Raw genomic sequence first — 24872 nt, forward strand, 5'->3', positions numbered from 1 at the left:
ATAATGAAAAATGAAGGAGATAAAACGATGAAAAAAGTTTTATTGACAAGCGCAGTCGCTCTTGCAGCATTTGGTGCTGTACAAGCTGTTTCAGCTGATACTAATAACGGTTACACTGAAAGTGGTCGTGTAAATCCAAAAACAGGTAAATTGGATGTTGCTAAATACACAGAAAATGAAGTGAAATCAGCTCATACTGGTGTAGTTGCTCCAGAAAACCAATACAAACCAGAAACTCCAGCTTACAACCCTTACCACGGTAAACCAGTTGTGTTTGGTAACGGTTCACACGTTCGTTTCCACGTTCGTGACCTTCAAGGTGCTTCAGTAGCAGGTGTTAAAGTAGATATCATGGTTTGGGCTAACAAAGCTGATTACATGAACTACGCTAAAGCATCAGTTGTTTCTGCTGAATCTAACGCAGCAGGTGATGTTGAATTGTCAGTACCACATGGTGGATTGGTTCAATACCGTGTAGCTAATGTACCAAAAGGGTATGTTGTAAAAGGTATGGAGTCTACTAACGGACTTTACACATTAAACAAAACTTCAAATGGCGCAGAAATTGGTAGCATTGCAGAAGGAACATTCGTATATTCTGGTTCTGCTGACCTAGATAAAGATACTCATGCTGATATGTTCACAAATGCTTCAGTTGATTTGGTTCTTGAAAAAACTGACTCATACAACGTTGTGAAAGACCAATGGGTTCAAGAAGAAGATGGTTGGAAATACTACGCTTCTAACAAAGCTGTTTCAGGTTGGAAACAAGTTGACGGTAAATGGTTCTTCTTTAACGCTGAAGGCGTAATGCAAAAATGGTGGGTTAAAGATGGAAACACTTGGTACTACCTAAACGGAAACGGTGAAATGCAAACTGGTTGGTTGCAAGACGGTGGTAAATGGTACTACCTTGAAAACTCAGGTGCTATGAAAGCTAGCCAATGGTTCACTGTTGGTGGTAAATGGTACTACGTTGACGGTTCAGGTGCCCTTGCAGTTAACACTACTGTAGGTGGATACACTGTTAACGGAAACGGTGAATGGGTTAAATAATCTAGCTCAATAAAAAAGTAGGAGATTTCTCCTGCTTTTTATTTTTTCCATAAAAAGTCCAGTTTTTCTTAGAAATTTTTGTAAAAATAAGATACAATAAAGAGAAGCATAATAGCTAAATTTAAGAATGGAGAATCTTTACATGAAAAATAAAAAAGCTTTAGCTCTAGCTCTTGCTAGTGTGACAATGGCAGGTGCTGCCGTGACTGCTTACTCAACTATCACAGCTCCATCTGTACATGCAGACGAGTTTGTTCGTAAAACAGAATGGATTACGATTTCTAATGACCGTTCACGTACTCGTACAACCGTTTATTTTGAGTCAGGAGACCAAAAAATTGATTTACATAAATATATTGATAAGTTCGAATATCAAAATACTTATGTAGATGGTGGTGTTCGTTACTATGTATTTGTGGAAAAGGGTACAAAACTTGATGAGTTGGAAAATGACCCAAATACAGCGTCAGCAGATTTGAATAAACAAGGTTATAAATCTACAGATAAAAATAACAGCTGGCGTGAAGTGTCAGGTAACCGTTACTTCTATTCACACGGGAACCCAGTTAAGGGTTGGGTCATGATTGACAACAAGACTTACTACTTCAACAGTGAAGGTGTTATGGCTCGTGGTATCATCGAGAACAACTCTGAACGCTACTACCTAGATAATCAAGGTGTTAAGAAAACTGGTTTCCTCAAAGTGGGTGAAAAAACTTACTACTTTGATGCAAACGGTGTCCGTAGAACAGAAGTTATCACAGAGAACGGTCAAACTCACTTTGTAAAAGACGGTGTTGTGACAAATGGAGTTCAAAAAGTTGGTACGAAATGGTACTTCTTTGATGAAAAAGGTAAAGCTCAATCAGGTATTGTAAAAGATAGCGCTGGTAAATGGTATTACATCACTGCAGAAGGTGAACGTAAGACTGGCCTTATCAAGGGTGCTGGCGACAAGTATTACTATGTCACTGAAGAAGGTGAACGTAAGTTTGGTGAAATCACTGTTGACGGTAAAACTTACTTCTTGACAGATGATTCTGATACAAAAGCTGGCTGGAACAAAGTTGACAATCACTGGGTTTATGTGAATAAAGAAGGTAAACGTCAAACTGGTTGGCTTAAAGACGGTGGTAAATGGTACTACTTTAATGCTGAAGGCGTGATGCAAAAATGGTGGATCAAAGATGGTAACAAATGGTACTATCTAAATGGTTCAGGTGAAATGCAAACTGGCTGGTTGCAAGATGGTGGAACTTGGTACTACCTAAATAGCTCAGGTGCTATGGAAACTGGCTGGGCTAAAGTTGGTGGTACTTGGTATTACCTTAAAGGCTCAGGTGCTATGGTAACTGGTTGGTTCCAAGTGGGTGGTAAATGGTACTATGCTTATAGTTCAGGTGCACTTGCAGTAAGCACTACAGTTGATGGTTATTACGTAAACGCCAACGGTGAGTGGGTATAAAAATAGGAAGAGAGTGGTTTTTCAACTACTCTCTTTTTACATTTAAATATTTCTACACTTTTTATGTTTTTTATTGCATTTATTATAGGAAAGGGATATAATTTAGATAAATTTATTATCTTAATACAGGAGGATTTTCCTATGAGAAAAACAGTAACAGGTATTTTGCTAGCAACTTCTGTACTAGCAATGGCGACAGTCCAACAAGTCCAAGCTGCTGAATCAGGAGCGACAAGTGCGTTGACAACTTCTACAGTTAAAGAAGTACACTATGTGGCATTTCAAAATGGTAGACTTGTTGATATCAAAGCCGCATTGACAGGATCTGCTGTAACAGATGCATCTATTAAGGATCAGCCTAAAATTGAGAACTATAAATATACTACTAGTGAAGAAATGGATGGTATACTATATCATACATATGCTCCAGCTGATACAACTGCTACAACAGGTAATAGTAATAGTTCTTCTGCTCAAAGCAATCCTTATCATGGTGGAAATACGGCTGCTACAACGAATACAAATACAAACAACAATCAAAATACTACAACAACTAGTGGGAATTCAGCAGTCAAGGAAGTTCGTTTTGTAGTTTATAAAGAGGGTAGTAGCGATCCAGTAAATATTAAGGATCCGCGTAAAGGATCTGAAGCCTCAGATACAAGTCATCCAACTATTGCCAACTATGAGTATGTTACTGGTAACTTAAAAGATGGTATTCTTTATCATGTCTATCGTTCAAACACAGCTACTAATGCTGGTAACAACAACCAAAATCAATCTACAACAACAAGTGGCGGTCAGTTCAAAACAGAGAACGGAAAAGTCTACTATATCAAGGACGGTAAAAAGGTTAGCGGTTGGCAAAAAATCGATGATAAGACTTACTACTTTGAAGCTGATGGTGCTATGAAGAAAGGTCTATTGACTGCAGGTGATAAGCAATACTATCTAGATGAAAAAGATGGTGTTAAAAAGATAGGCTTTGTAAAAGTTGCTGACAAGACTTATTATTTTGTAGAAGATGGTGAGAAGAAAACTGGTTTTGTCAAAATTGATGAGAAAACTTACTATGTCAAAGAAGGTGTCCGTCTAACTGGTGATATTACTGTTGATGGGAAACATTATTTCTTGGATGAGGAAGGTGTCCTTAAACAAGGGATTGTTTTGATTGATGGTAAAAAATTCTTCATTGACAGCGAAGGAAATCGTCAGGCTGGATGGAAGAAGGTTGAGAGTGACTGGTATTATTTCTCTAAAGAAGATGGAATGAAGACTGGTTGGCTGAAAGATGGTGGTAAATGGTATCATTTTAATGCTGCAGGCGTGATGCAAAAATGGTGGTATAAAGAAGGTGACACTTGGTACTACTTAAATGGTTCAGGCGAAATGCAAACTGGTTGGTTGCAAGATGGTGGCACATGGTATTATCTAAATGGTTCAGGTGCAATGAAAGCTAGCCAATGGTTCCAAGTAGGTGGAACATGGTACTACCTTGATAATTCGGGTGCTATGAAAACTGGTTGGTTGAAACAAGGTGGTAGCTGGTATTATCTTGACGGTTCAGGCGCTATGAAGACTGGTTGGTTCCAAGTAGATGGCAAATGGTACTATGCTTATAGTTCAGGAGCTCTTGCTGTCAGCACTACAATCAATGGTTACACAGTAAATGCCAACGGTGAGTGGGTTTAAAAAGTGTAAAATTTACCATAAAAAATGTAAATGATGAAAAGAAAACAAAAAGAAAGCTTATAAAATGAGCTTTCTTTTTTTGTTGTAATAGGTATATTTGAAAATCTATATAAGAATATAATTGAATATATAAAATAAGTTATTATTTGATTATTTTCTTTGAAAGCGTTATAATAAATTCAAATATAATTACAAAAAAGGGGTTTCAAAAATGGATAAAAAGAAAATGATTTTAACTAGCTTGGCTAGTGTGGCTGTTTTGGGATCAGGTTTTCTTGCATCTAATCCTTCAACTGTAAAAGCTGAAGATGTGCAACCTACTGCAACACAACCAGCTACTACGGATACTAAAGAGGCTTTAAAAGCTGCTTTTGAAAAAATGGAAAAAGCTGTTGAAGATAATATTAACAAAGACGACAGCATTAAAGCAGAAGATAAGGCGAAAGCTATTGAGGAAGCAAAAGCTGAAATCGGTAAGGAAGATATCTTAAAGGCTATCGAAAATGGTGATTTGGATGCTGAAGATGTTGCAAAAGAGTTAGAAGATGACTTTAATAAAGCTGGTGTGACTAATCCAACTGTACAACCAGCTCCAGGTGCTGAGTTGGTTCGTAATGAATCAGGTGAAGTTACAGAAGCTAAGCCAGTTAATGGTGGAATTGATGCTGATAGTCAGGATAAAATCAATAAGCGTTTGGATGAAGAAAAGACAGATGCTAAAGATGCTGGCGAACGTGTAGAAGCTGCGAAAAATGATGTTGAAGAAGCAAAAACTATTGTAGAAGCCGCAAAAGCGGCGAAAGAAAAAGCTCAAAAAGAACTTGATAGCTATGCTGACGCTGATGGTGAACAAGCAGATCAATATAGAGAAGCTGCTCAAAAGGATCTTGATGCTGCAGATAAAGCTCTAGAAGCAGCTCAAGCAGAACTTAAAGCGCGTGAAGCAGACTTGAAAGCTGAAGAAGCTAAATTGGATGCAACAATTGAAACTCTTCAAAACAAGGTCGCTGATTTGGAAAAAGAAGTTTCTAAATTAGAAGATAATCTTAAAGATGCGGAAGCAAATGGTTCTGAAGATTATATTAAAGAAGGGCTTCAGAAAGAATTAGATGCTAAAAGAGCGGAATTGGAGAAGGCAGAAGCTGATCTAGAAGCAGCTCTTAAAGGTTTGGAACCAGAAGCTTCTAATGGAGATGCTGCCATTCTTGACAAACCAGAATATACAGAACCTCAAACAGAGCCTCAAAAAGAATCAAACAAGACTCCAGACAGACCTGCAAAACCAGCTCCAGAATTCCCAATCCCAGCTAAGGTTGGAACACCAGGAAATCCAGCTCCAGCTTCTGAAACTCCTGCTCCAGTGTCAGAAACGCCAGCAGGCCCATCTGCTGATGCACCATCTACTGAATCCCCAGCAGCGCCAGCACCTGGAACAAATAGTCCAGCTTCAGAAGTTCCATCAGCTCCAGCTACTGCTGCTCAAGCTGTAGCAGGAACTAGCCAAGATAATACTTATCAAGCCCCAGCTGCAAAAGCTGAAGATAAGAAAGAACTTCCAAATACGGGTGGAAAAGATAATGTTGCAGTTGCATTCTTAGGATTCTTAGGATTACTTCTTGGATTCCTTCCGTTTGTGAAACGTAAAAACTAAATCATATGATGGTATAGATTTTAAGTAATTAAATCAAAGCAGGAGAGAAATCTCCTGTTTTTTTGTTTAAACTAGATTTTTTATGAAGATTTAAGATATTTGAATTGAATTCAAAATTATAATTTACTATATAAAATGAAAATAATGAAAAGAAAGAGAAAGAAAGCTAGTAAAATATGCTTTATTTTCTTTGGAATTTTCCATATTTTTGAAATATAACATATCAATAATAAAGGATATAGAATATAACGTATCCCTTGATTTCACTTGAAAAAAGGTTTATAATGTACATAAATATGATTCTTAAAAAGAGGTACACAGGATGAACAAAAAGAAAATGATTTTGACTAGCTTAGCAAGTGTTGCTGTTTTGGGAGCGGCATTTGTTGCATCTCAACCGTCAGTCGTGAAAGCTGCAGAGGAGCCTAATACAACTTCTGCTCAACCAGCTGGAGCTCCTGCAACTCCTAAATCAGAAGTGACAAGTCCAGAAATTAAACAAGCTGAAGCTGACGCTAAAAAAGCTGAAGAAAAAGTTGCTGAAGCTCAAGCAAAAGTAGATACAACTACTCCTGTGGCTGATGAAGCAGCTAAAAAACTTGAAACTGAGAAAAAAGAAGCTGCTGATGCTGAAGCTGAAAAAACAGAAGCTGAAAAAGCTAAAAAAACTGCTGACGATGAATTAGCCGCAGCAAAAACAAAAGCAGCAGAAGCTGATGCTAAAGCAAAAGAAGAAGCGAAGAAAGAAGAAGACGCTAAAAAAGAAGAAGCTGATTCTAAAGAAGCATTAACCGAGGCTTTAAAACAATTACCTGATGATAACGAATTACTCGACAAAAAAGCAAAAGAGGAATTGTTGAAGGCTGTTGAATCTGGTGAATTAAAAGCTGGGGATATTCTTAAAGAATTAGCAGACGATAATGAAAAAGCTGAAGCTAATAAAGAAACTGAGAAAAAATTAAGAAATAAAGACCAAGCTAATGAAGCTAACGTTGCAACAACTCCAGCTGAAGAAGCTAAATCTAAAGATCAATTACCAGAAAACATTAAAGCTGGAATTGACAAAGCTGAAAAAGCAGATGCTGCTCGTCCAGCATCAGAAAAACTTCAAGATAAAGCTGATGATTTAGGTGAAAATGTTGATGAGCTTAAAGAAGATGCTGAAGCATTAAAAGCTGAAGAAGATAAAAAAGCGGAAGCTCTTAAAAAACAAGAAGATACATTAAAAGAAGCCAAAGAAGCTCTTAAATCAGCTACAGATAACGGTTCTGATTCTGATATCGTTGCTTCATTAGATAAAGCTGTAAAAGCTATTGAAAAAGCTAAAGAAGCTGCTCAAGAAGCATTCGATAAAGCTGCTTCAGATACTCAAGCTGTTGCTGATGAATTAAACAAACTTACTGATGAGTACAACAAAACTCTAGAAGAAGTGAAAGCTGCTAAAGAAAAAGAAGCTAACGAGCCAGCTAAACCAGTAGAAGAAGAGCCAGCTAAACCAGCAGAAAAAACAGAAGCTGAAAAAGCTGCTGAAGCCAAAGCAGAAGCGGATGCTAAGGTTGCTGAATTGCAGAAAAAAGCAGACGAGGCTAAAACAAAAGCAGATGAAGCTACAGCTAAAGCTACTAAAGAAGCTGAAGATGTAAAAGCTGCTCAAACTAAAAAAGATGAAGCCGATAAAGCTAAAGCTGACGCAGAAGCTGAATTGACTAAAGCAAAAGAAGAAGCAGACAAAGCTAAAGCAAAAGTTGAAGAACTTAAAAAAGAAGAAAAAGACAACCTAGAAGCTCTTAAAGGTGCTTTAGAGCAACTTGAAAAAGATGCAGAAGCTGAAATTAACAAAAATGCTAAAATCACTGACAAATCTAAAGCTATCGAAGAAGCTAAAGCTGCAATTGGTAAAGACGCGTTACTAAAAGCTATCCAAGACGGTGTCATCACAGCTACAGAAGCTGCTAAAGAATTAGAAGATCAAAATACTACTGCTGAAGCTACTAAAGATCAAGATCCTCAAGCAGACGAAATCGGTGCTACAAAACAAGAAGGTAAACCTTTATCTGAGCTTCCAGCTGCTGACAAAGAAAAATTAGATGCTGCTTATAACAAAGAAGCTTCTAAACCAATTGTTAAAAAACTTCAAGATATCGCCGATGATATAGCTGAAAAAATTGAAAAATTAACTAAAGTAGCTGATAAAGACAAAGCTGATGCTACTGAAAAAGCTAAAGCAGCAGAGGAAAAAACAGCTGCATTAAATAAACAAAATGAAACTTTAGAAAAAGCTAAAGCTGCTCTTGAAACAGCTAAGAAAAATGAAGCAGACAAAGCTATCCAAGATGGATTAAAAGATGCTGTAACTAAATTAGAAGCTGCTGTTGCTTCTGCTAAAACTGCTGCTGATGAAGCTCAAGCTAAATTCGACGAAGTTAACGAAGTAGTAAAAGCTTACAAAGATGAAATTGACAAGCTAACTGATGATTATAATGCAACTCTAGGTTATATCGAAAACTTAAAAGAAGTTCCTAAAGGTGAAGCACCTAAAGACTTCAGTGGTGGTGTAAATGATGAAGAAGCACCTACTGAACCTGCTAAGGAAGCAGATGAGGTTCCAACTGTTCCTAACGCTCCAGAATTCAACGGCGGAGTGAACGCTGCTGAAGCTGCTACTGCTGAAGAAAAACCTGAGTTCAATGGCGGAGTAAACGCTGCTGAAGCTGCTACTACTGAAGAAAAACCTGAGTTCAACGGTGGAGTAAACGATGAAGAAGCGCCTACAACTGAAAATACTCCTGAGTTCAATGGTGGTGTAAATGATGATAATGCTCCAACTGAGCCATCTAAACCAGAAGGTGAAGCTCCAGCTGAGCAACCAAAAACAGAAGTTCCAGATATTAAATCTGAAATCAAACGTCTTGAAAAAGAAGTTGAAAAACTCGAATCTGACGTGAAAGATGCAGAAAATGGTGCTGAAGATTATTTTGTAGAAGGATTGAAAGGTGAATTAGATAAAGCTAAAGCAGAATTAGAAGAACTTAAAGCTGCTTGGTTAAATCTTGTGAATGATAAACCTGAATTTGATTTATCAAAATTAAATGAAGGTAAATTACCTGAATCGAATAAAGAAAATACAGCGCCATCAAGACCTGAAAAACCAGCTCCTGAATTTCCAATTCCGGCTAAAGTTGGAACACCTGGAAATCCACCGCGTGAAAATTCTAATGCTACAGCTGTAAATGAACCTGCACTTGTACCAACTACACCAGCTGCACCTGGAACAGATGCTTCAGCTACACCAACAACTCCTAGAACGGATGCTCCAGCTATGCCAACAGCTGAAACACCGACAACTCCTGCGGTTACACCAACTGTAGCAGGTACTAGCCAAGATAACACTTATCAAGCCCCAGCTGCAAAAGCAGATGATAAGAAAGAACTTCCTAACACTGGTGGTAAAGATAATGTTGCAATTGCATCATTAGGATTCCTTGGATTACTCCTTGGTGCCCTTCCATTTGTGAAACGCAAAAACTAATTAGTTGAAGATATAAAAGAGAAGGATTTATGACCTTCTCTTTTTGTGATATGGACTATAGTGAGAGTTCTGTTGAAAAGAAGAAAAAAGTGAACAAAACGATGTTTCAGCTTTGTTCACTTTTATGTTATTCTATAAACTTACAATAGTGCCTCAAATTCAGCGACGGTCATGCCCAACTGCTGGCTGGCAACCTCGGAAGTCAGGAGACCTTGGCGAACCATGTCTAAGAAGGCAAAAAGTTTCCCTTCTTCCCTTCCTTCAACTTTCCCACGCTCTAAACCTTTTTCTTCAGCTTGTTCCAAGGCATAGTCCTGTGCTAACAAGGCTTGTTCTTCGCGTCTACGCTGTTCACTAAACATTTTCCTGTCCTCCTCGGACCAGCTCTTGTAGTCTAGCAGTTGGTCTGCCTGGCTAATGGCTCGCTCGGGTTGTTGGGTAAAGGGTTTATTCCCAAAAAACTCCAACCAGGGTTTGCGAACCTCGTCTTTGCTGGTTTCTCTGTATTTTTTTAATTCCAAGAATGCCATCTTGACTAGATGGTTTTCTTGTCCATTGTTTGTAATTGTTAAAGCCTCACCTGTCGTGTCCTCGCGCATACTAAAGCTATGAAAAGCCAAGTCATCTGAGAAGTAGTTGCTATCCACGATTGCGATAGCGTATACTGGTGCGATGTGTTTATAGCTTTGGTGAGTATTGCCTTCTTGTTGGCGAACTTTTTCAAGGTTTTGATTGACCTGACTGCAAAAGTAAGCCCACAGGCGATTGATGAAAAAATTTTGATGATGCACCTGAATTTCAATTATTACCTGCGTGCCATTGTCTAACTCTGCCAAAACATCTATACTGGTATAGAAATCCTGCGCTGAGTACGGCAGGGAAGGCAAGACGTGAATGTTACTTCCCTCCAAAATCGTCACATTTTTTGCTGGTAAATCCAGCATATCGCGAATAAATTGACAAGTGATTTCTGGATTGCTAAAGATTTTCTTAGCAACCAAATCATTGGTTGGGCTGATGCTCGGATGACGTACAGTCATACTCTTTCTCCTTTCATTATACCACAGTTTTAAATTTAGGTTTACTGGATTCTCTGGCTCTATCTATTTATTCGGAAAAAGTGTGAAAAATATTGGGTATGGCTCTTCCCAATGGTATTTTTTGGTGCTTTCCTTTATAATGGGTGTATGGATAAGAAAAAATTATTATTGATTGATGGGTCTTCTGTTGCTTTTCGGGCGTTTTTTGCGCTCTATCAGCAGTTGGACCGTTTTAAGAATGCTGCTGGTTTGCATACCAATGCGATTTATGGCTTCCAGTTGATGTTAAGCCATTTGTTGGAGCGGGTTGAGCCGAGTCATATTTTGGTGGCTTTTGATGCGGGAAAGACGACCTTCCGGACAGAGATGTATGCGGACTATAAGGGTGGCCGGGCCAAGACTCCTGATGAGTTTCGTGAGCAATTTCCTTTCATTCGTGAGTTGCTGGATCATATGGGGATTCGTCATTATGAATTGGCTCAGTATGAGGCGGATGACATTATTGGGACGCTGGATAAGCTAGCTGAGCAGGATGGTTTTGATATTACCATTGTTAGTGGGGACAAGGACTTGATTCAGCTGACGGATGAGCATACGGTGGTTGAAATTTCCAAGAAAGGTGTGGCTGAGTTTGAGGCTTTTACGCCAGAATATCTCATGGAAAAGATGGGCATCACACCGACTCAGTTTATCGATCTCAAGGCGCTCATGGGTGATAAGTCGGATAATATCCCTGGGGTGACCAAAATCGGTGAAAAAACGGGTATCAAGCTCTTGCTGGAGCATGGTTCGCTTGAGGGAATTTATGAAAATATTGATGGGATGAAGACTTCTAAGATGAAGGAAAATCTCATTAATGATAAGGAGCAGGCTTTTTTGTCTAAAACACTGGCGACTATTGATACCAAGGCACCGATTGCGATTGGTTTGGAGGATTTGGTCTATAGTGGTCCAGATGTGGAAAATCTTGGGAAATTCTACGATGAGATGGGCTTCAAACAGCTCAAGCAGGCTTTAAATGTGTCGTCAGCTGATGTGGCTGAGAGTTTGAACTTTACTATCGTTGACCAAATTAGTCAAGATATGCTGAGTGAAGAGTCTATCTTCCATTTTGAGCTTTTTGGTGAGAATTACCATACGGATGATTTGGTTGGATTTTCCTGGTCTTGTGGGGATAAGCTTTATGCTACAGACAAGCTTGAACTTTTGCAAGAGCCGATTTTCAAGGCCTTTTTAGAAAAAACACCTCTGAGAGTTTATGACTTTAAGAAGGCTAAAGTTCTCTTGAATCGTTTTGGTGTGGATTTGCAGGCGCCTGCTTTTGATAGCCGATTGGCTAAATACCTCCTTTCGACTGTGGAGGACAATGAAATTGCGACCATCGCTAGTCTTTATGGTCAGACTTATTTGGTTGATGATGAGACTTTCTATGGTAAGGGAGTCAAGAAGGCCATTCCTGAACGCGAGAAATTCTTAGAACATTTGGCACGTAAGATTGCAGTTTTGGTTGAGACTGAGCCTGTTTTACTTGAAAAACTCAGTGAAAATGGGCAATTAGAGCTTCTTTATGATATGGAGCAACCTCTGGCTTTTGTCCTTGCTAAGATGGAAATTGCTGGGATTAAGGTCAAGAAAGAGACCTTGCTTGAGATGCAGGCTGAAAATGAGCTTGTCATTGAAAAACTGACTCAGGAGATTTATGAACTGGCTGGTGAGGAGTTTAATATTAACTCGCCTAAGCAGTTGGGCGTGCTTCTCTTTGAAAAATTGGAGCTACCTCTAGAATACACTAAGAAAACCAAGACTGGATACTCGACAGCGGTGGATGTGTTGGAGCGCCTAGCTCCTATTGCTCCGATTGTTAAGAAAATCCTGGATTACCGTCAGATTGCCAAGATTCAATCTACTTATGTGATTGGCTTGCAGGACTGGATTTTGGCGGATGGCAAGATTCATACTCGCTATGTTCAGGATTTGACCCAGACTGGGCGTCTGTCTAGTGTGGATCCAAACTTGCAAAATATCCCTGTTCGCTTGGAACAAGGTCGTCTCATTCGTAAGGCTTTTGTGCCAGAGCGGGAGGATAGTGTGCTACTCAGTTCGGACTACTCACAGATTGAATTGCGCGTTTTGGCGCATATTTCTAAGGATGAGCACTTGATTAAGGCCTTTCAAGAGGGGGCAGATATCCATACTTCGACAGCCATGCGGGTCTTTGGCATTGAACGTCCTGAGGATGTGACTGCAAACGACCGTCGCAATGCCAAGGCCGTTAACTTTGGAGTAGTTTATGGGATTTCAGACTTTGGTTTGTCGAATAATCTGGGCATTAGCCGTAAGGAAGCCAAAGCCTACATTGATACCTACTTTGAACGCTTCCCAGGTATTAAAAATTACATGGATGAAGTGGTACGTGAGGCGCGTGATAAGGGCTATGTGGAGACACTTTTCAAGCGTCGTCGTGAGTTGCCAGATATCAATTCGCGCAACTTCAATATTCGTGGTTTTGCAGAGCGGACAGCTATCAACTCACCTATCCAGGGGTCGGCGGCAGATATTCTCAAGATTGCTATGATCCAGCTGGATAAAGCCTTGGTTGCAGGTGGTTATCAGACTAAGATGCTGTTACAAGTGCACGATGAAATCGTCCTTGAAGTTCCTAAATCTGAATTGGCAGAGATGAAAAAATTGGTCAAACAAACCATGGAAGAAGCCATTCAACTCAGTGTTCCCCTCATCGCAGATGAAAATGAAGGGGCAACCTGGTACGAGGCTAAATAAAAAGGGGGCTAGCCCTCCTTTTTTGTAGTAGAATTATGCAAGCCTTTTCAAATTGTGCTATACTGATGAAAAAGGAGGATTTCTATGAGTCAAGAATTTATCAATCCAAGTGATGGTGTGATTCGTCAGTATCTCGCAACGAGTAAAACCCTTGCTGTGGTGGGCTTGTCTGACCGTGAGGAAACAACTAGCAATCGAGTGACCAAGGAAATGCAGGCTCGGGGTTATAAAATTATCCCAGTCAATCCCAAGGCGGCAGGTGGCGAAATCTTGGGTGAAAAGGTTTATGCTAGCCTAGCTGAGATTCCTTTTCCTGTAGATATTGTCAATGTTTACCGTCGCAGCGAGTTTTTGCCTGATGTGGCGCGTGATTTTCTCAAAGCTGATGCCAAGATTTTTTGGGCACAGCTAGGACTTGAAAGTCTAGAAGCGGAAGAAATCTTGCGTGCTGGTGGATGCGATGACATTGTGATGAATCGCTGCATCAAGAGAGAACATACTCGCTTGATTGAGGAAGCATAAGAAAAAGGTAGCTGGTGGGCTACCTTTTGTGTTAGAAAATGCCGATAAGGGTCTGCATACCAAGACTGGTGAGAATGATGGCTATCCAGCAGATGGCTCCGAGAACAATGGATTTTCCGCTGGATTTGACCATAGCGACCAGATTTGTTTTGAGTCCGATAGCACTCATGGCCATGATAATGAGGAATTTGGAGAGTTGTTTGAGAGGGGTAAAGAAACTATTGGATACACCGAGAGAGGTCAATAGGGTGGTTAGGAGAGAGGCGAGGATGAAGTAAAGGATAAAAAGTGGGAAGACTTTTTTCAGTTGCAGGCCTTGCTTATTTTTTTGTTCTCGACTTTGCCAGTAGGAGAGAAAGAGAGTGATGGGGATAATAGCCAGAGTACGTGTGAGTTTGACAATGGTTGCGGATTCGAGGGTATTGGTCTGGTAGAGACTGTCCCAGGCGCTAGCTGTGGCTGTTACAGAGGAAGTATCATTGACCGCAGTTCCTGCAAAGAGGGCGAAGCCGTCATTTGATAGATGAAGCCAGGTACCTAGCGTTGGAAATATGAGCGCAGCCAAGACATTGAAGAAAAAGATAACGGAGATGGCTTGGGCTACTTCCTTTTCCTTGGCATGGATAACGGGCGCTGTCGCAGCAATGGCAGAACCACCACAGATTGAAGAACCTACTCCAACCAAGGTAGCCAGTTTTGTATCCAGTGCAAAGAAGCGCTGGAAGAAGTAGGCAATAATCAGAGCTATTGAGATAGTGGACAGGATGACAGGGAGTGAAGATTGGCCAACTGCGAAGACCTGCGAGATATTGAGACCAAAACCAAGCAAGATAACGGCATACTGGAGCAATTTCTTGGAACTAAAGGTCAATCCAGCATCCAGTTGTTTATAAGACGAGAGAAAGGGATGTAGGAGCATGCCTATGAAAATGGCAAAAACGGGCGCGCCAATAACAGGGAAGAATCCTCCTAAGTACCAAGATACGATAGAAATGAGAAAGCAGGCCAAGATACCTGCTCCATTTTTTGATAGAAATGACATAAAAACCTCCAAATAGAATCTGTTACCATTATAGACCTTTAAACAGGAAAAGTAAAATAGAAAGTGGAAAGCTATTCTCTAATGTATTTTTGCGGTCGGGGGGCTTTTGTAGTATAATAGAGATACGTTTTGAAAGTAGGAGGTATCTATGGACTTAACTAAGCGCTTTAATAAACAGTTAGATAAGATTCAAGTTTCGTTGATTCGTCAATTTGACCAGGCTATTTCGGAGATTCCTGGGGTCTTGCGTTTGACTTTGGGGGAACCTGATTTTACAACGCCAGATCATGTCAAGGAGGCAGCCAAGCGAGCGATTGATCAGAACCAATCCTACTATACAGGGATGAGTGGTCTGCTGACTCTACGTCAGGCAGCCAGTGACTTTGTTAAGGAAAAGTACCAACTGGACTATGCTCCTGAAAATGAAATCTTGGTTACAATTGGGGCGACAGAGGCTTTATCTGCTACTTTGACGGCTATTTTGGAAGAGGGAGATAAGGTACTTTTGCCAGCTCCTGCCTATCCAGGTTATGAACCGATTGTCAATCTAGTTGGGGCAGAGATTGTCGAGATTGACACAACTGAAAATGGTTTTGTCTTGACTCCTGAAATGTTGGAGAAGGCCATTTTGGAGCAGGGTGACAAGCTCAAGGCGGTTATTCTCAACTATCCAGCAAATCCGACAGGAATTACCTACAGTCGGGAGCAGTTGGAAGCCTTGGCAGCTGTTTTACGCAAGTACGAAATTTTCGTTGTCTGTGATGAGGTTTACTCAGAATTGACCTACACAGGCGAAGCCCATGTGTCTCTGGGAACCATGTTGAGAGATCAGGCTATTATTATCAATGGTCTATCTAAATCACATGCTATGACAGGTTGGCGTTTGGGTCTGATTTTTGCTCCTGCAGCCTTTACAGCTCAGTTGATTAAGAGTCACCAGTACTTGGTCACTGCTGCAAATACCATGGCTCAACATGCTGCGGTGGAAGCCTTGACAGCTGGTAAAAACGATGCGGAGCCCATGAAGAAGGAATACATCCAGCGTCGGGATTATATTATCGAGAAAATGACTGCTCTTGGTTTTGAGATTATCAAACCAGACGGTGCCTTCTATATCTTTGCTAAGATTCCAGCAGGCTACAATCAAGACTCCTTTGCTTTTTTGAAGGATTTTGCTCAGAAGAAGGCTGTTGCCTTTATCCCTGGTGCTGCCTTTGGACGTTACGGGGAAGGTTATGTGCGTCTGTCTTATGCGGCTAGCATGGAGACTATCACAGAAGCCATGAAACGGCTTGAGGAGTATATGAGAGAAGCATGATTCAATCTATCACGAGTCAAGGCTTGGTGCTCTACAATCGCAATTTTCGTGAGGATGATAAGCTAGTCAAGATTTTTACAGAGCAGGCTGGTAAGCGGATGTTTTTCGTCAAACACGCTGGTCAGTCTAAGCTGGCCCCTGTTATTCAGCCCTTGGTGCTGGCACGATTTCTCTTACGAATCAATGATGATGGGCTCAGTTACATTGAGGACTATCATGAGGTGATGACCTTTCCCAAGATTAATAGTGACCTCTTTGTCATGGCCTATGCGACCTATGTAGCGGCTCTTGCAGATGCTAGTTTGCAGGACAATCAGCAAGATGCCCCCTTGTTTGCTTTTTTACAAAAGACCTTGGAGTTGATGGAAGAGGGTTTGGATTATCAAGTTTTGACCAATATTTTTGAAATTCAAATCTTGACTCGATTTGGGATCAGCCTCAATTTTAATGAGTGTGTCTTTTGTCATCGGGTTGGTCAGGCTTTTGACTTTTCTTTCAAATATGGAGCCTGCCTCTGTCCAGAGCATTATCATGAGGATGAGAGACGTTGCCATCTCAATCCCAATATCCCTTATCTGCTCAATCAATTTCAAGCCATTGATTTTGAGACTTTGGAGACCATTTCGCTCAAGCCTGAAATCAAGCAAGAGTTACGCCAATTTATGGATCAACTCTACGAAGAATACGTTGGGATTCACCTAAAATCAAAGAAATTTATTGATTCCCTAGCAGACTGGGGACAATTACTAAAAGAGGAAAAGAAATGAAAAAAATCGCAGTAGATGCTATGGGGGGAGATTACGCACCTCAGGCCATCGTTGAGGGTGTCAATCAAGCCCTAGCTGACTTTTCAGATATCGAGGTTCAACTCTACGGAGATGAAGCTAAAATCAAGCAATATCTGACAGCGACAGAGCGCGTCAACATTATCCATACAGATGAGAAGATTGATTCAGACGATGAACCTACGAGAGCTATTCGGAAGAAGAAAAATGCCAGTATGGTCTTGGCAGCCAAGGCTGTCAAAGACGGCGAAGCAGACGCTGTTCTCTCAGCTGGGAATACAGGTGCTTTACTAGCAGCAGGATTTTTCATCGTGGGTCGTATCAAGAACATCGATCGTCCTGGGCTTATGTCGACTTTGCCGACTGTAGATGGGAGAGGTTTTGACATGCTGGACCTCGGTGCTAATGCGGAAAATACAGCCCAGCACCTCCATCAATATGCGGTTCTAGGATCCTTCTATGCTAAAAATGTCCGTGGCATTACGCAACCACGCGTTGGCTTGCTCAATAACGGAACAGAGAGTAGTAAGGGCGACCCGCTTCGTAAGGAAACTTATGAATTACTGGTGGCTGATGAAAGTTTGAACTTTATCGGAAACGTGGAAGCGCGTGATTTGATGAATGGCGTTGCGGATGTTGTCGTGGCAGATGGTTTCACGGGAAACGCTGTGCTCAAATCCATCGAAGGGACAGCTATGGGAATCATGGGCTTGCTCAAGACCGCTATTACAGGTGGAGGTCTTCGAGCGAAACTAGGTGCCCTTCTTCTAAAGGACAGCCTCAGAGGTTTGAAAAAACAGCTCAACTACTCAGATGTTGGTGGAGCGGTCTTGTTTGGTGTCAAGGCACCGGTTGTCAAGACTCATGGCTCAAGCGATGCCAAGGCTGTTTATAGTACAATCCGCCAAATTCGTACCATGCTAGAAACAGACGTAGTTGCCCAGACTGCGCGTGAATTTTCAGGAGAATAAAAGAGATGACAGAAAAAGAAATTTTTGACCGTATTGTGACCATTATCCAAGAGCGACAGGGAGAGGACTTTGTCGTGACAGAATCCTTGAGTCTGAAAGACGATTTGGATGCTGACTCAGTTGACTTGATGGAGTTTATCTTGACGCTGGAAGATGAATTTAATATCGAAATCAGTGATGAAGAAATTGACCAACTGCAAAGTGTAGGAGATGTGGTTAAAATCATTCAAGCAAAATAAAGATAAGAAGTTCCAAGGCATTTGCTTTGGAATTTTTCTTTGGTTCAAGTGACCGTTTAGGAACAGATTTAGTCTTTCTAGGGACAGTAGAAATCTGAGGAGAAATAAGGAATATAATGAAATTAGAAAAATCAATCTCCAAAAAGGAAATAAGAAATAAAGATCAAATGAAAATATCAATGAGTTTCTGCTAGAATGAAATTGTTAATATAGTCACAATTTTAATTGACTTTCCTTTTTTACAGGACTATAATGTAGATATAAAAAAGGATTTATTTTATAGTTGGGGGAAGGTGATGGCTATGTACTTTTGATAAACTAGTCTCTATCTTATGTTCTTGGAAATGTTAGGAGGTCTTATGGTTCAGGTTCATGAACCTGACATCTATTTTGCCTTCGTTTCTATTTGATTTTCTTACTTTGGATTTATCTATTTTAGGAGGAAATGGCTATGAAAAAATCTAAACTACTCACTCTTGGTTTGCTTGCAGGTGCTGGTCTACTATTGTCTATCAAGCAAGCACAAGCTGCAGATACTTGGATTAAAAATGGTGCTGACTGGAGTCTTTCTCAAGATGGCAGTTTCGCTAAGGATAAATGGGTGCAAAATGCTGGTTCTTGGTACCACTTTGACGGTTCTGGTAAAATGCAGACAGGCTGGCTCAAAGACGGAAATACATGGTACTCACTAGCAAATAGTGGCGCTATGCGCACTGGCTGGTACAAGGAAGGAAGCACATGGTACTCACTCGCAAATAGTGGTGCTATGCGCACAGGTTGGTACAAAGAAGGGTCTACATGGTATTACCTCAAAGACAGTGGCGCTATGGCAACAGGATGGGCGACTGCAAATGGTCAATGGTCTTACTTTGAAAAATCAGGTGCTATGGTAGCAGATAGAGCTGTTCCAGCAAGCGATGGGGAAAGTTATGTCATTGGTAAGGATGGTTATATGTTAACCAGACTCCCAAGTGAAGTTGAACAAGATCCTTTTGATGATACAGTTATTACAGATATCGTTACTTTGTCTGATGGTTATGACTATCACCTTGTTCATAAGAAAGATGGAGTTGTTATCGAAAAGAATGCCTGGTATATTAAACCTATTGTTGAACGTTTTTCTTATCAAAAGATTGGCGATATAAAACGAAATACTTTAGATGCCATTACTGATAATAAAAAACCAGGGGAAGAAATTGATCCTAAAGCTGTCATAAAGAATTTCCAAAACTTACCAAATAAGTATTACTTTGGAGCTGATGGACGTAAGGTTGCGAATCTACCAGAATTCACTACTCACTTCCCTATTCAAAAAGTTGGGTCTGAACTTTATCTTAAAAACTCAAGTCCAGTTATTAGTCTAGATTCATCTGGATTGACAATTAATGACAATAAACTTTATCTAAGAGCTGCCAATGATGATAATGGTAAACTTGTAACTGGATATTTTACAATGTTTATGGACGGATTATTATCTAAAGATCACCATATTTTGGGCTATGCAGATGAATCTGGTGAAATCGTGAAGATGAAAGTTTTGCCTAATGATTTCCGTGATTATATTGAAAAAGGAATTTCCGGTTTTTATGGAGAAACTGTTCGATACGACAGTTCAACAGGAAATGTTTCTGTTGTGAAATAAACTATCTGACATAGTAAAACGAAAAAAGCGAACAGCTTTGTATACTAGGAAGTCATGTTCGCTTTTATTCATAAAGTAATAGTTACTGTTTGGTCTCTGTTTCAAAAAAATCTGCTTGATAATAATCACTAACTTCTCTTTTCATTTCTTCTAGTAATCGACTTTCATCTGTTGATTCGAGTAAGGATAATCCTTTATTAATCATAGTATGATCTTCATTAACAATTCCCAGACGTACTTGAGCTACACCTAATAAATCGTATCGTTTCAATATTTTTGCTAAATCAAGACATTCTTGAATTAAGCATAGACAGTCATCTTTCTTCCCTGCTTCAAGGTACATTCGTGTCATATTGGCTAGAATGGAGTAATGAATACTTTGAATTGGACGATAATCTGTGTATTTATTTAGAGATTTTACAAGTCTTTTACGTAGCATTTCTAGTGAATCAATAGGGAAATGGAAAATGATCATCACTAGCAATCGTAAATCTGAGAGGAACCACTGATCTCTTTTTTCCAATTCTTTCCATAACTCCTCGGCCAAGGCTTGAGCTTTATCGGAAAACTGATTTTCAATCACTTCTATAAAAATGGTTAGTTCTTTCACAGCATGTTCTATTGGGATATCATTCTGCACTTCATCTAGATAAATTTGACATTTTGATAGCAGTGTCTTCATTTCTTCTAGATTAGGTGAAGAAATGACTTGATAATATTCTGAAAATAATTTCTTACGAGAATCCATTTGGTAATGTTGACAAATATAATGAAATTCATCGAAACTCATATCAATTTGCCTCAAAAGCAACTCCATAGTATCATACCTAGGAGTAGAATGATTATTTTCAAACTTAGATAAGTTAGAATGAGTAATATAGTCACCACAGACCTCATTTTGTGTAATCCCTTTTGACTTACGAATGTATTTATAAACTGAACCAATATCCCACCGCATATTTTTGCCTCCAAAAATGTTCCAAAAGTAGAAGTTTTAGGAAAATATTTATATTTAGTATATCATAAAGGTGTGGGGTGGGCAATGATGATAGAAAGAAGGTGTTGGTTGACTCTTAAGGATTATTAGGAGTTATGTAGAATGTTTATGATGGAAAAATATTTTTTGATAACTATTCAATAAAGGAGGAAATGGCTATGAAAAAATCTAAACTACTTACACTTGGTTTGCTTGCAGGTGCTGGTCTGCTATTGTCTATCAATCAAGTACAGGCTGCAGATACTTGGGTTAAAAATGGTGCTGACTGGAATCTTTCACAAGATGGCAGTCTCGCTAAAAACAAATGGGTGCAAAATGCTGGCTCTTGGTACCACTTTGACGGTTCTGGTAAAATGCAGACAGGCTGGCTCAAAGATGGTAACACATGGTATTCGCTCGCAGACAGTGGCGCCATGCGTACTGGCTGGTACAAGGAAGGTAACACATGGTACTCACTTGCAAATAGTGGTGCTATGCGCACAGGTTGGTACAAAGAAGGGTCCACATGGTATTACCTCAAAGACAGTGGTGCTATGGCAACAGGATGGGCGACTGCAAATGGTCAATGGTCTTACTTTGAAAAATCAGGTGCAATGGTAGCAGATAGAGCTGTTCCAGCAAGCGATGGGGAAAGTTATGTCATTGGTAAGGATGGTTATATGTTAACCAGACTCCCAAGTCAGGTTGAACAATCTCAAGCGGATGATACAATTATCAGAAATATTGTTACTTTGTCTGACGGGTATGATTATTATCTTATTTATACAAAAAATGGAGTCATTGTTGAAAAGAATGCCTGGTACATCAAACCAGAGTTTAAAAAGTTTTCTAATAAATATGGGGATTACGTTTCCAATACGATGTTGGCTTTAACAGATAATAAAGATCAAGGACAGGAAATTGATCCTAAAGCTGTTATAAAGAATTTCCAAAACTTACCAAACAGGTATTACTTTGGGGCAGATGGTCGTCGAGTAACAAATTTACCAGAAATGACCACCTATTCAGAGATTAAAAAAGTTGGAAATGATGTCTATCTAGAAAATCCGGGTGCACGACTTTTTCTTGGAGCTACCAGCTTCACAATCAATAATAATAAACTATATCACTTAGATGGTGCTAATGGCAAACTCAAAACAGGTTATTTTGCATTGATTGATGATAGACCAAGTTCTCATCACTATCATATTCTTGTTTATGCAGACCAATCTGGTGAAATTCTTAAAATGAAACGATTGCCAACAGGAATTTCAGATTATCTTAATAAAGAAATTGACGGTTTCTACGGTCAAACTGTTAAAATCGATAGTAAGACAGGAAATGTTTCTGTTGTGAAATAAACTATCTGACAGAGTAAAACGAAAAAAGCGAACAGCTTTGTCTACTAGGAAGTCATGTTCATTTCGCTATAGAATAGGAGGAAATGGCTATGAAAAAATCTAAACTACTTACACTTGGTTTGCTTGCAGGTGCTGGTCTGCTTTTGTCAATCAATCAAGCACAGGCTGCAGATACTTGGGTTAAAAATGGCGCTGACTGGAATCTTTCTCAAGATGGAAGCTTAGCTAAAAATAAATGGGTACAAAATGCTGGCTCTTGGTATCACTTCGATGATTCTGGTAAAATGCAGACAGGCTGGCTCAAAGACGGCAATACCTGGTATTCACTAGCAGATAGTGGGGCTATGCGTACTGGATGGTACAAGGAAGGCAATACCTGGTATTCACTAGCAGATAGTGGAGCTATGCGTACAGGTTGGTACAAAGAAGGGTCTACATGGTACTATCTTCGTTTTAGTGGTTCTATGCAGACAGGTTGGGAGTGCATAGATAATAATTGGTATTATTTCGAACAATCAGGTGCAATGGCCTCTGATAGAGTTGTAAATTCTAGTGATGGGACAGGCTATATTCTCAGCAAGGATGGCCATATGTTCACTTTACAAAATAGCCCTTATAAACATGGTGACATTGTTCGTTTAGGCGATGGATATGAATATCTGATTAAAGCAAAATTTGACGGAAATAACTTTACTGATGTTATCGTGGATAAAAACACTTGGCATATTAAACCTGAGTTCAAGAAGTTTTCCGACAAATATGGGGATGAGGTTGCAAATACAACCTTAGCTTTAGTAGATAATAAAGAAGAAGGACAAGAAATTGATCCTAAAGCTGTTATTCGTAATTTCCAAAATCTACCAGGTCGATATTACTTTGGAGCAGATGGTCGTAGAGTATTACCACTTCCAGAGATGACAACTAGATCAGAAATCAAAAAAGTTGGCAATGATCTTTATCTAGAAGACCCAGGTGTACGACTTCGATTGGATAACTTCACAATCAATAACAATAAACTATACTATTTAGATAATGGACAAGGTAAGCTCAAAACAGGTTACTTTGTACTGATTGATGATGGTATGGCTACAACCCACTATCACTTACTTGTATATGCAGACCAATCTGGAGAAGTTCTTAAGATGAAACGCTTGCCATCAAGATTTATAGATTATCGCGATAAAGAAATCGATGGTTTCTATGGTCAAAAAATTAAGATTACACAGCCAAATAAGTATGAATATTACAAGGTTCTTGTGGTAAAATAAATAGATAAGCAATCTTCACAACGAATATAAAATTAAAACGTGCAAATCATTTTCAAGAGGCTTTAGATTTCTTGTATTTTAAAAGAAACTAAAGCCTTTTGTGGATGTATTGTTTTTCAGAAAGTATGAAAAACTAGAGAGTTGTATCGGGGAGATAAATATTATTTCGCTTAAATAAATTAGGAGTCGTTTTATTCTATGATTATTTTAGAATTCTTAGTTTCTGTGCTATATATTCTGTTGGTAGTCGTTTCAACCATGGTGCCTACTATTTATTTGGGTGCTCAAATTTCCCCAGAATTTTATAAAAAACGTTATTGGATACTTATATTTTTAATTAGTTTATCTGCTCGTCAAACATTTGGAGAATTATTTCATATAGGAGTTCTTCTCTTCTTTTACTGTATTTTTTTATTAGTATTGCACAAGGGAAAAGGGGAATCTCTTTTTCTTTCTCTGTATCTTTTTCTCTTCTTTCAAAGTATTCGTTATTTATTTTTGACAATTTGGATTCGTGTATTATCTGGTGAGCATTGTTGTTTCGTAGATTCGTTTTCTACTTTATATATATCTATATTTGATTTATTATCAATCTTTCTATGTTGTAAAATTATGAAGCGTTGGTCTTTGGATTTGAATTTATTCTTTTCAGATACTTTTAAAACCCACTATCGTAAGAGTTTTTTCATTATCCTACCTCTGACTGGATTTAGGATATTCTCTTCGTTCATGACCAATAGAAATAGTTCTTTTTACGTTCGCTTTGACACGACCATTTCTCTCCTGATTTTCATTCTCTTTTTCTCCTGGCTCTTTTATATCAGACACTTAGAGCAGGTTTATCGTGATGAGCAGACCATTCAGAGACAGGAAGATGAGAATCGTTCCTTGCAAGGGATGGTGGATAAGCTGGGTCATCTCTATGATGAAGTTCGAGGTTTCCGTCATGATTTTGCAGGGATTGTCGCCAGCATGGAGCCTGCCATAGCGAATCAAGACATGGCTGAGGTGTCTACCATTTATCAAGATGTCTTTCTAAAGACAAATGAAAAGCTGAGAAAGGCGGATTACACGGCCTTTAATCTCCACAATATCCATGATATAGCCATTCGCAATACCTTGGCAAAAGCCATGATTGTGGCAGATAAGCAAGGAATTCATTTTAGTTTGGAGACGGTGGGGGTTGTCGAAGAGCTGGCATTGCCTATGTTGGAGGCTATCCGTATCCTCTCTATCCTCACGACAAATGCCTTAGAAGCAGCCAGTGAGTCTGAAAATCCGCAGATTCGGGTTGCTTTGTTGGCAGGTGATAGGAGTGTCCGTTTTATCATTGAAAATACTCGTAAGAAAGAAGAACTGAATCCCAGCATTCTCAGTCAAAAGGGGTATTCGACAAAGGGTAACCACAGTGGATTGGGCTTAGCGACCTTGGAGGATATGGTTTTTCATTATGATTTAAACTTAGATACTCAGCTAGGAGAGACGACTTTTAGACAAGATTTAGAATTACCATTTAAGGGATGAGAAACGAGGG

At 39.5% G+C, this 24872-nt stretch carries 18 protein-coding genes; 15 read left to right on the forward strand and 3 right to left on the reverse strand.

Annotation, left to right across the window (positions count from 1 at the left end; genetic code table 11):
• Window positions 1–27: 27 nt before the first annotated feature.
• The 5 genes from TZ91_RS10795 to TZ91_RS05995 all read left to right on the forward strand — a co-directional run bounded on the left by TZ91_RS10795 (window position 28) and on the right by TZ91_RS05995 (window position 9393).
• Window positions 28–1056, forward strand: a complete 1029-nt coding sequence (locus TZ91_RS10795; RefSeq protein ID WP_045597421.1) for an N-acetylmuramoyl-L-alanine amidase family protein — start codon at window positions 28–30, stop codon at window positions 1054–1056.
• A gap of 142 nt (window positions 1057–1198) precedes the next feature.
• On the forward strand, window positions 1199–2521 hold the full coding sequence (locus TZ91_RS05980) for a nucleoside triphosphate hydrolase (RefSeq protein ID WP_045597422.1): 1323 nt from the start codon (window positions 1199–1201) through the stop codon (window positions 2519–2521).
• 141 nt (window positions 2522–2662) lie between these two features.
• Entirely contained in the window at window positions 2663–4213 is a 1551-nt protein-coding gene (locus TZ91_RS05985) for an N-acetylmuramoyl-L-alanine amidase family protein (RefSeq protein ID WP_033686074.1), read from the forward strand.
• Between the two features lie 211 nt (window positions 4214–4424).
• The gene (locus tag TZ91_RS05990) at window positions 4425–5864 is read left to right on the forward strand and encodes an LPXTG cell wall anchor domain-containing protein (protein ID WP_033686075.1); all 1440 of its coding nucleotides are present in this window, start codon (window positions 4425–4427) and stop codon (window positions 5862–5864) included.
• Window positions 5865–6186: 322 nt separating this feature from the next.
• Window positions 6187–9393, forward strand: a complete 3207-nt coding sequence (locus tag TZ91_RS05995; RefSeq protein ID WP_033686076.1) for an SIALI-17 repeat-containing surface protein — start codon at window positions 6187–6189, stop codon at window positions 9391–9393.
• Between the two features lie 140 nt (window positions 9394–9533).
• Here TZ91_RS05995 and TZ91_RS06000 read toward each other — a convergent pair whose 3' ends face one another.
• The gene (locus TZ91_RS06000; RefSeq protein ID WP_045597424.1) at window positions 9534–10433 is read right to left on the reverse strand and encodes an Rpn family recombination-promoting nuclease/putative transposase; all 900 of its coding nucleotides are present in this window, start codon (window positions 10431–10433) and stop codon (window positions 9534–9536) included.
• A gap of 147 nt (window positions 10434–10580) precedes the next feature.
• Here TZ91_RS06000 and polA point away from each other — a divergent pair, with 147 nt between their 5' ends.
• Window positions 10581–13214: a DNA polymerase I gene (gene polA, locus TZ91_RS06005; protein WP_033686094.1), complete on the forward strand. Its 2634-nt coding sequence runs from the start codon at window positions 10581–10583 to the stop codon at window positions 13212–13214.
• 84 nt (window positions 13215–13298) lie between these two features.
• Window positions 13299–13736, forward strand: coding sequence for a CoA-binding protein (locus TZ91_RS06010; protein WP_004257688.1), 438 nt, complete (start codon window positions 13299–13301; stop codon window positions 13734–13736).
• Between the two features lie 31 nt (window positions 13737–13767).
• Here the strand turns inward: TZ91_RS06010 and TZ91_RS06015 are convergent, their stop codons facing one another.
• Entirely contained in the window at window positions 13768–14778 is a 1011-nt protein-coding gene (locus TZ91_RS06015) for a YeiH family protein (RefSeq protein ID WP_045597427.1), read from the reverse strand.
• A 148-nt stretch (window positions 14779–14926) separates the two neighbouring features.
• Here TZ91_RS06015 and TZ91_RS06020 point away from each other — a divergent pair, with 148 nt between their 5' ends.
• The 5 genes from TZ91_RS06020 to TZ91_RS06040 all read left to right on the forward strand — a co-directional run bounded on the left by TZ91_RS06020 (window position 14927) and on the right by TZ91_RS06040 (window position 19733).
• Window positions 14927–16096 (forward strand): pyridoxal phosphate-dependent aminotransferase, encoded by a 1170-nt coding sequence (locus tag TZ91_RS06020; RefSeq protein ID WP_033686078.1) that lies wholly within the window; start codon window positions 14927–14929, stop codon window positions 16094–16096.
• Window positions 16093–16863, forward strand: a complete 771-nt coding sequence (gene recO, locus TZ91_RS06025; RefSeq protein WP_033686080.1) for a DNA repair protein RecO — start codon at window positions 16093–16095, stop codon at window positions 16861–16863. Before TZ91_RS06020 ends, recO begins: the two co-directional genes overlap by 4 nt.
• Window positions 16860–17852, forward strand: coding sequence for a phosphate acyltransferase PlsX (gene plsX, locus TZ91_RS06030; RefSeq protein WP_033686081.1), 993 nt, complete (start codon window positions 16860–16862; stop codon window positions 17850–17852). Before recO ends, plsX begins: the two co-directional genes overlap by 4 nt.
• 5 nt (window positions 17853–17857) lie before the next feature.
• On the forward strand, window positions 17858–18091 hold the full coding sequence (locus TZ91_RS06035; RefSeq protein ID WP_000136445.1) for an acyl carrier protein: 234 nt from the start codon (window positions 17858–17860) through the stop codon (window positions 18089–18091).
• Between the two features lie 451 nt (window positions 18092–18542).
• Window positions 18543–19733, forward strand: coding sequence for an N-acetylmuramoyl-L-alanine amidase family protein (locus TZ91_RS06040; protein WP_033686083.1), 1191 nt, complete (start codon window positions 18543–18545; stop codon window positions 19731–19733).
• Window positions 19734–19815: 82 nt separating this feature from the next.
• Here TZ91_RS06040 and TZ91_RS06045 read toward each other — a convergent pair whose 3' ends face one another.
• The gene (locus tag TZ91_RS06045; protein WP_033686084.1) at window positions 19816–20691 is read right to left on the reverse strand and encodes a helix-turn-helix domain-containing protein; all 876 of its coding nucleotides are present in this window, start codon (window positions 20689–20691) and stop codon (window positions 19816–19818) included.
• A gap of 197 nt (window positions 20692–20888) precedes the next feature.
• On the opposite strand from TZ91_RS06045, the gene TZ91_RS06050 reads away from it, so the two are divergent.
• From TZ91_RS06050 to TZ91_RS10645, 3 genes are all read left to right on the forward strand, one after another.
• On the forward strand, window positions 20889–22070 hold the full coding sequence (locus TZ91_RS06050) for an N-acetylmuramoyl-L-alanine amidase family protein (RefSeq protein ID WP_033686085.1): 1182 nt from the start codon (window positions 20889–20891) through the stop codon (window positions 22068–22070).
• Between the two features lie 89 nt (window positions 22071–22159).
• Window positions 22160–23338: an N-acetylmuramoyl-L-alanine amidase family protein gene (locus tag TZ91_RS06055; protein WP_033686086.1), complete on the forward strand. Its 1179-nt coding sequence runs from the start codon at window positions 22160–22162 to the stop codon at window positions 23336–23338.
• 729 nt (window positions 23339–24067) lie between these two features.
• Complete coding sequence (locus TZ91_RS10645) at window positions 24068–24862, forward strand: GHKL domain-containing protein (protein ID WP_235196409.1); 795 nt, start codon at window positions 24068–24070, stop codon at window positions 24860–24862.
• The last annotated feature ends 10 nt before the right edge of the window (window positions 24863–24872 follow it).

Source organism: Streptococcus mitis (genome assembly GCF_000960025.1).
Taxonomy (GTDB): domain Bacteria; phylum Bacillota; class Bacilli; order Lactobacillales; family Streptococcaceae; genus Streptococcus; species Streptococcus mitis_DH.

What these genes read in the sequence shown, in the direction of transcription:
- TZ91_RS10645 (WP_235196409.1), top strand. Translation starts at nt 24,068, where the DNA reads ATGACCAATAGAAATAGTTCTTTTTACGTTCGCTTTGACACGACCATT.
- TZ91_RS10795 (WP_045597421.1), top strand. Translation starts at nt 28, where the DNA reads ATGAAAAAAGTTTTATTGACAAGCGCAGTCGCTCTTGCAGCATTTGGT.
- TZ91_RS05995 (WP_033686076.1), top strand. Translation starts at nt 6,187, where the DNA reads ATGAACAAAAAGAAAATGATTTTGACTAGCTTAGCAAGTGTTGCTGTT.
- TZ91_RS06020 (WP_033686078.1), top strand. Translation starts at nt 14,927, where the DNA reads ATGGACTTAACTAAGCGCTTTAATAAACAGTTAGATAAGATTCAAGTT.
- TZ91_RS06045 (WP_033686084.1), bottom strand. Translation starts at nt 20,691, where the DNA reads ATGCGGTGGGATATTGGTTCAGTTTATAAATACATTCGTAAGTCAAAA.
- TZ91_RS06010 (WP_004257688.1), top strand. Translation starts at nt 13,299, where the DNA reads ATGAGTCAAGAATTTATCAATCCAAGTGATGGTGTGATTCGTCAGTAT.
- TZ91_RS06035 (WP_000136445.1), top strand. Translation starts at nt 17,858, where the DNA reads ATGACAGAAAAAGAAATTTTTGACCGTATTGTGACCATTATCCAAGAG.
- TZ91_RS06055 (WP_033686086.1), top strand. Translation starts at nt 22,160, where the DNA reads ATGAAAAAATCTAAACTACTTACACTTGGTTTGCTTGCAGGTGCTGGT.
- recO (WP_033686080.1), top strand. Translation starts at nt 16,093, where the DNA reads ATGATTCAATCTATCACGAGTCAAGGCTTGGTGCTCTACAATCGCAAT.
- TZ91_RS05990 (WP_033686075.1), top strand. Translation starts at nt 4,425, where the DNA reads ATGGATAAAAAGAAAATGATTTTAACTAGCTTGGCTAGTGTGGCTGTT.
- TZ91_RS06000 (WP_045597424.1), bottom strand. Translation starts at nt 10,433, where the DNA reads ATGACTGTACGTCATCCGAGCATCAGCCCAACCAATGATTTGGTTGCT.
- polA (WP_033686094.1), top strand. Translation starts at nt 10,581, where the DNA reads ATGGATAAGAAAAAATTATTATTGATTGATGGGTCTTCTGTTGCTTTT.
- TZ91_RS05985 (WP_033686074.1), top strand. Translation starts at nt 2,663, where the DNA reads ATGAGAAAAACAGTAACAGGTATTTTGCTAGCAACTTCTGTACTAGCA.
- TZ91_RS06050 (WP_033686085.1), top strand. Translation starts at nt 20,889, where the DNA reads ATGAAAAAATCTAAACTACTTACACTTGGTTTGCTTGCAGGTGCTGGT.
- plsX (WP_033686081.1), top strand. Translation starts at nt 16,860, where the DNA reads ATGAAAAAAATCGCAGTAGATGCTATGGGGGGAGATTACGCACCTCAG.
- TZ91_RS06040 (WP_033686083.1), top strand. Translation starts at nt 18,543, where the DNA reads ATGAAAAAATCTAAACTACTCACTCTTGGTTTGCTTGCAGGTGCTGGT.
- TZ91_RS05980 (WP_045597422.1), top strand. Translation starts at nt 1,199, where the DNA reads ATGAAAAATAAAAAAGCTTTAGCTCTAGCTCTTGCTAGTGTGACAATG.
- TZ91_RS06015 (WP_045597427.1), bottom strand. Translation starts at nt 14,778, where the DNA reads ATGTCATTTCTATCAAAAAATGGAGCAGGTATCTTGGCCTGCTTTCTC.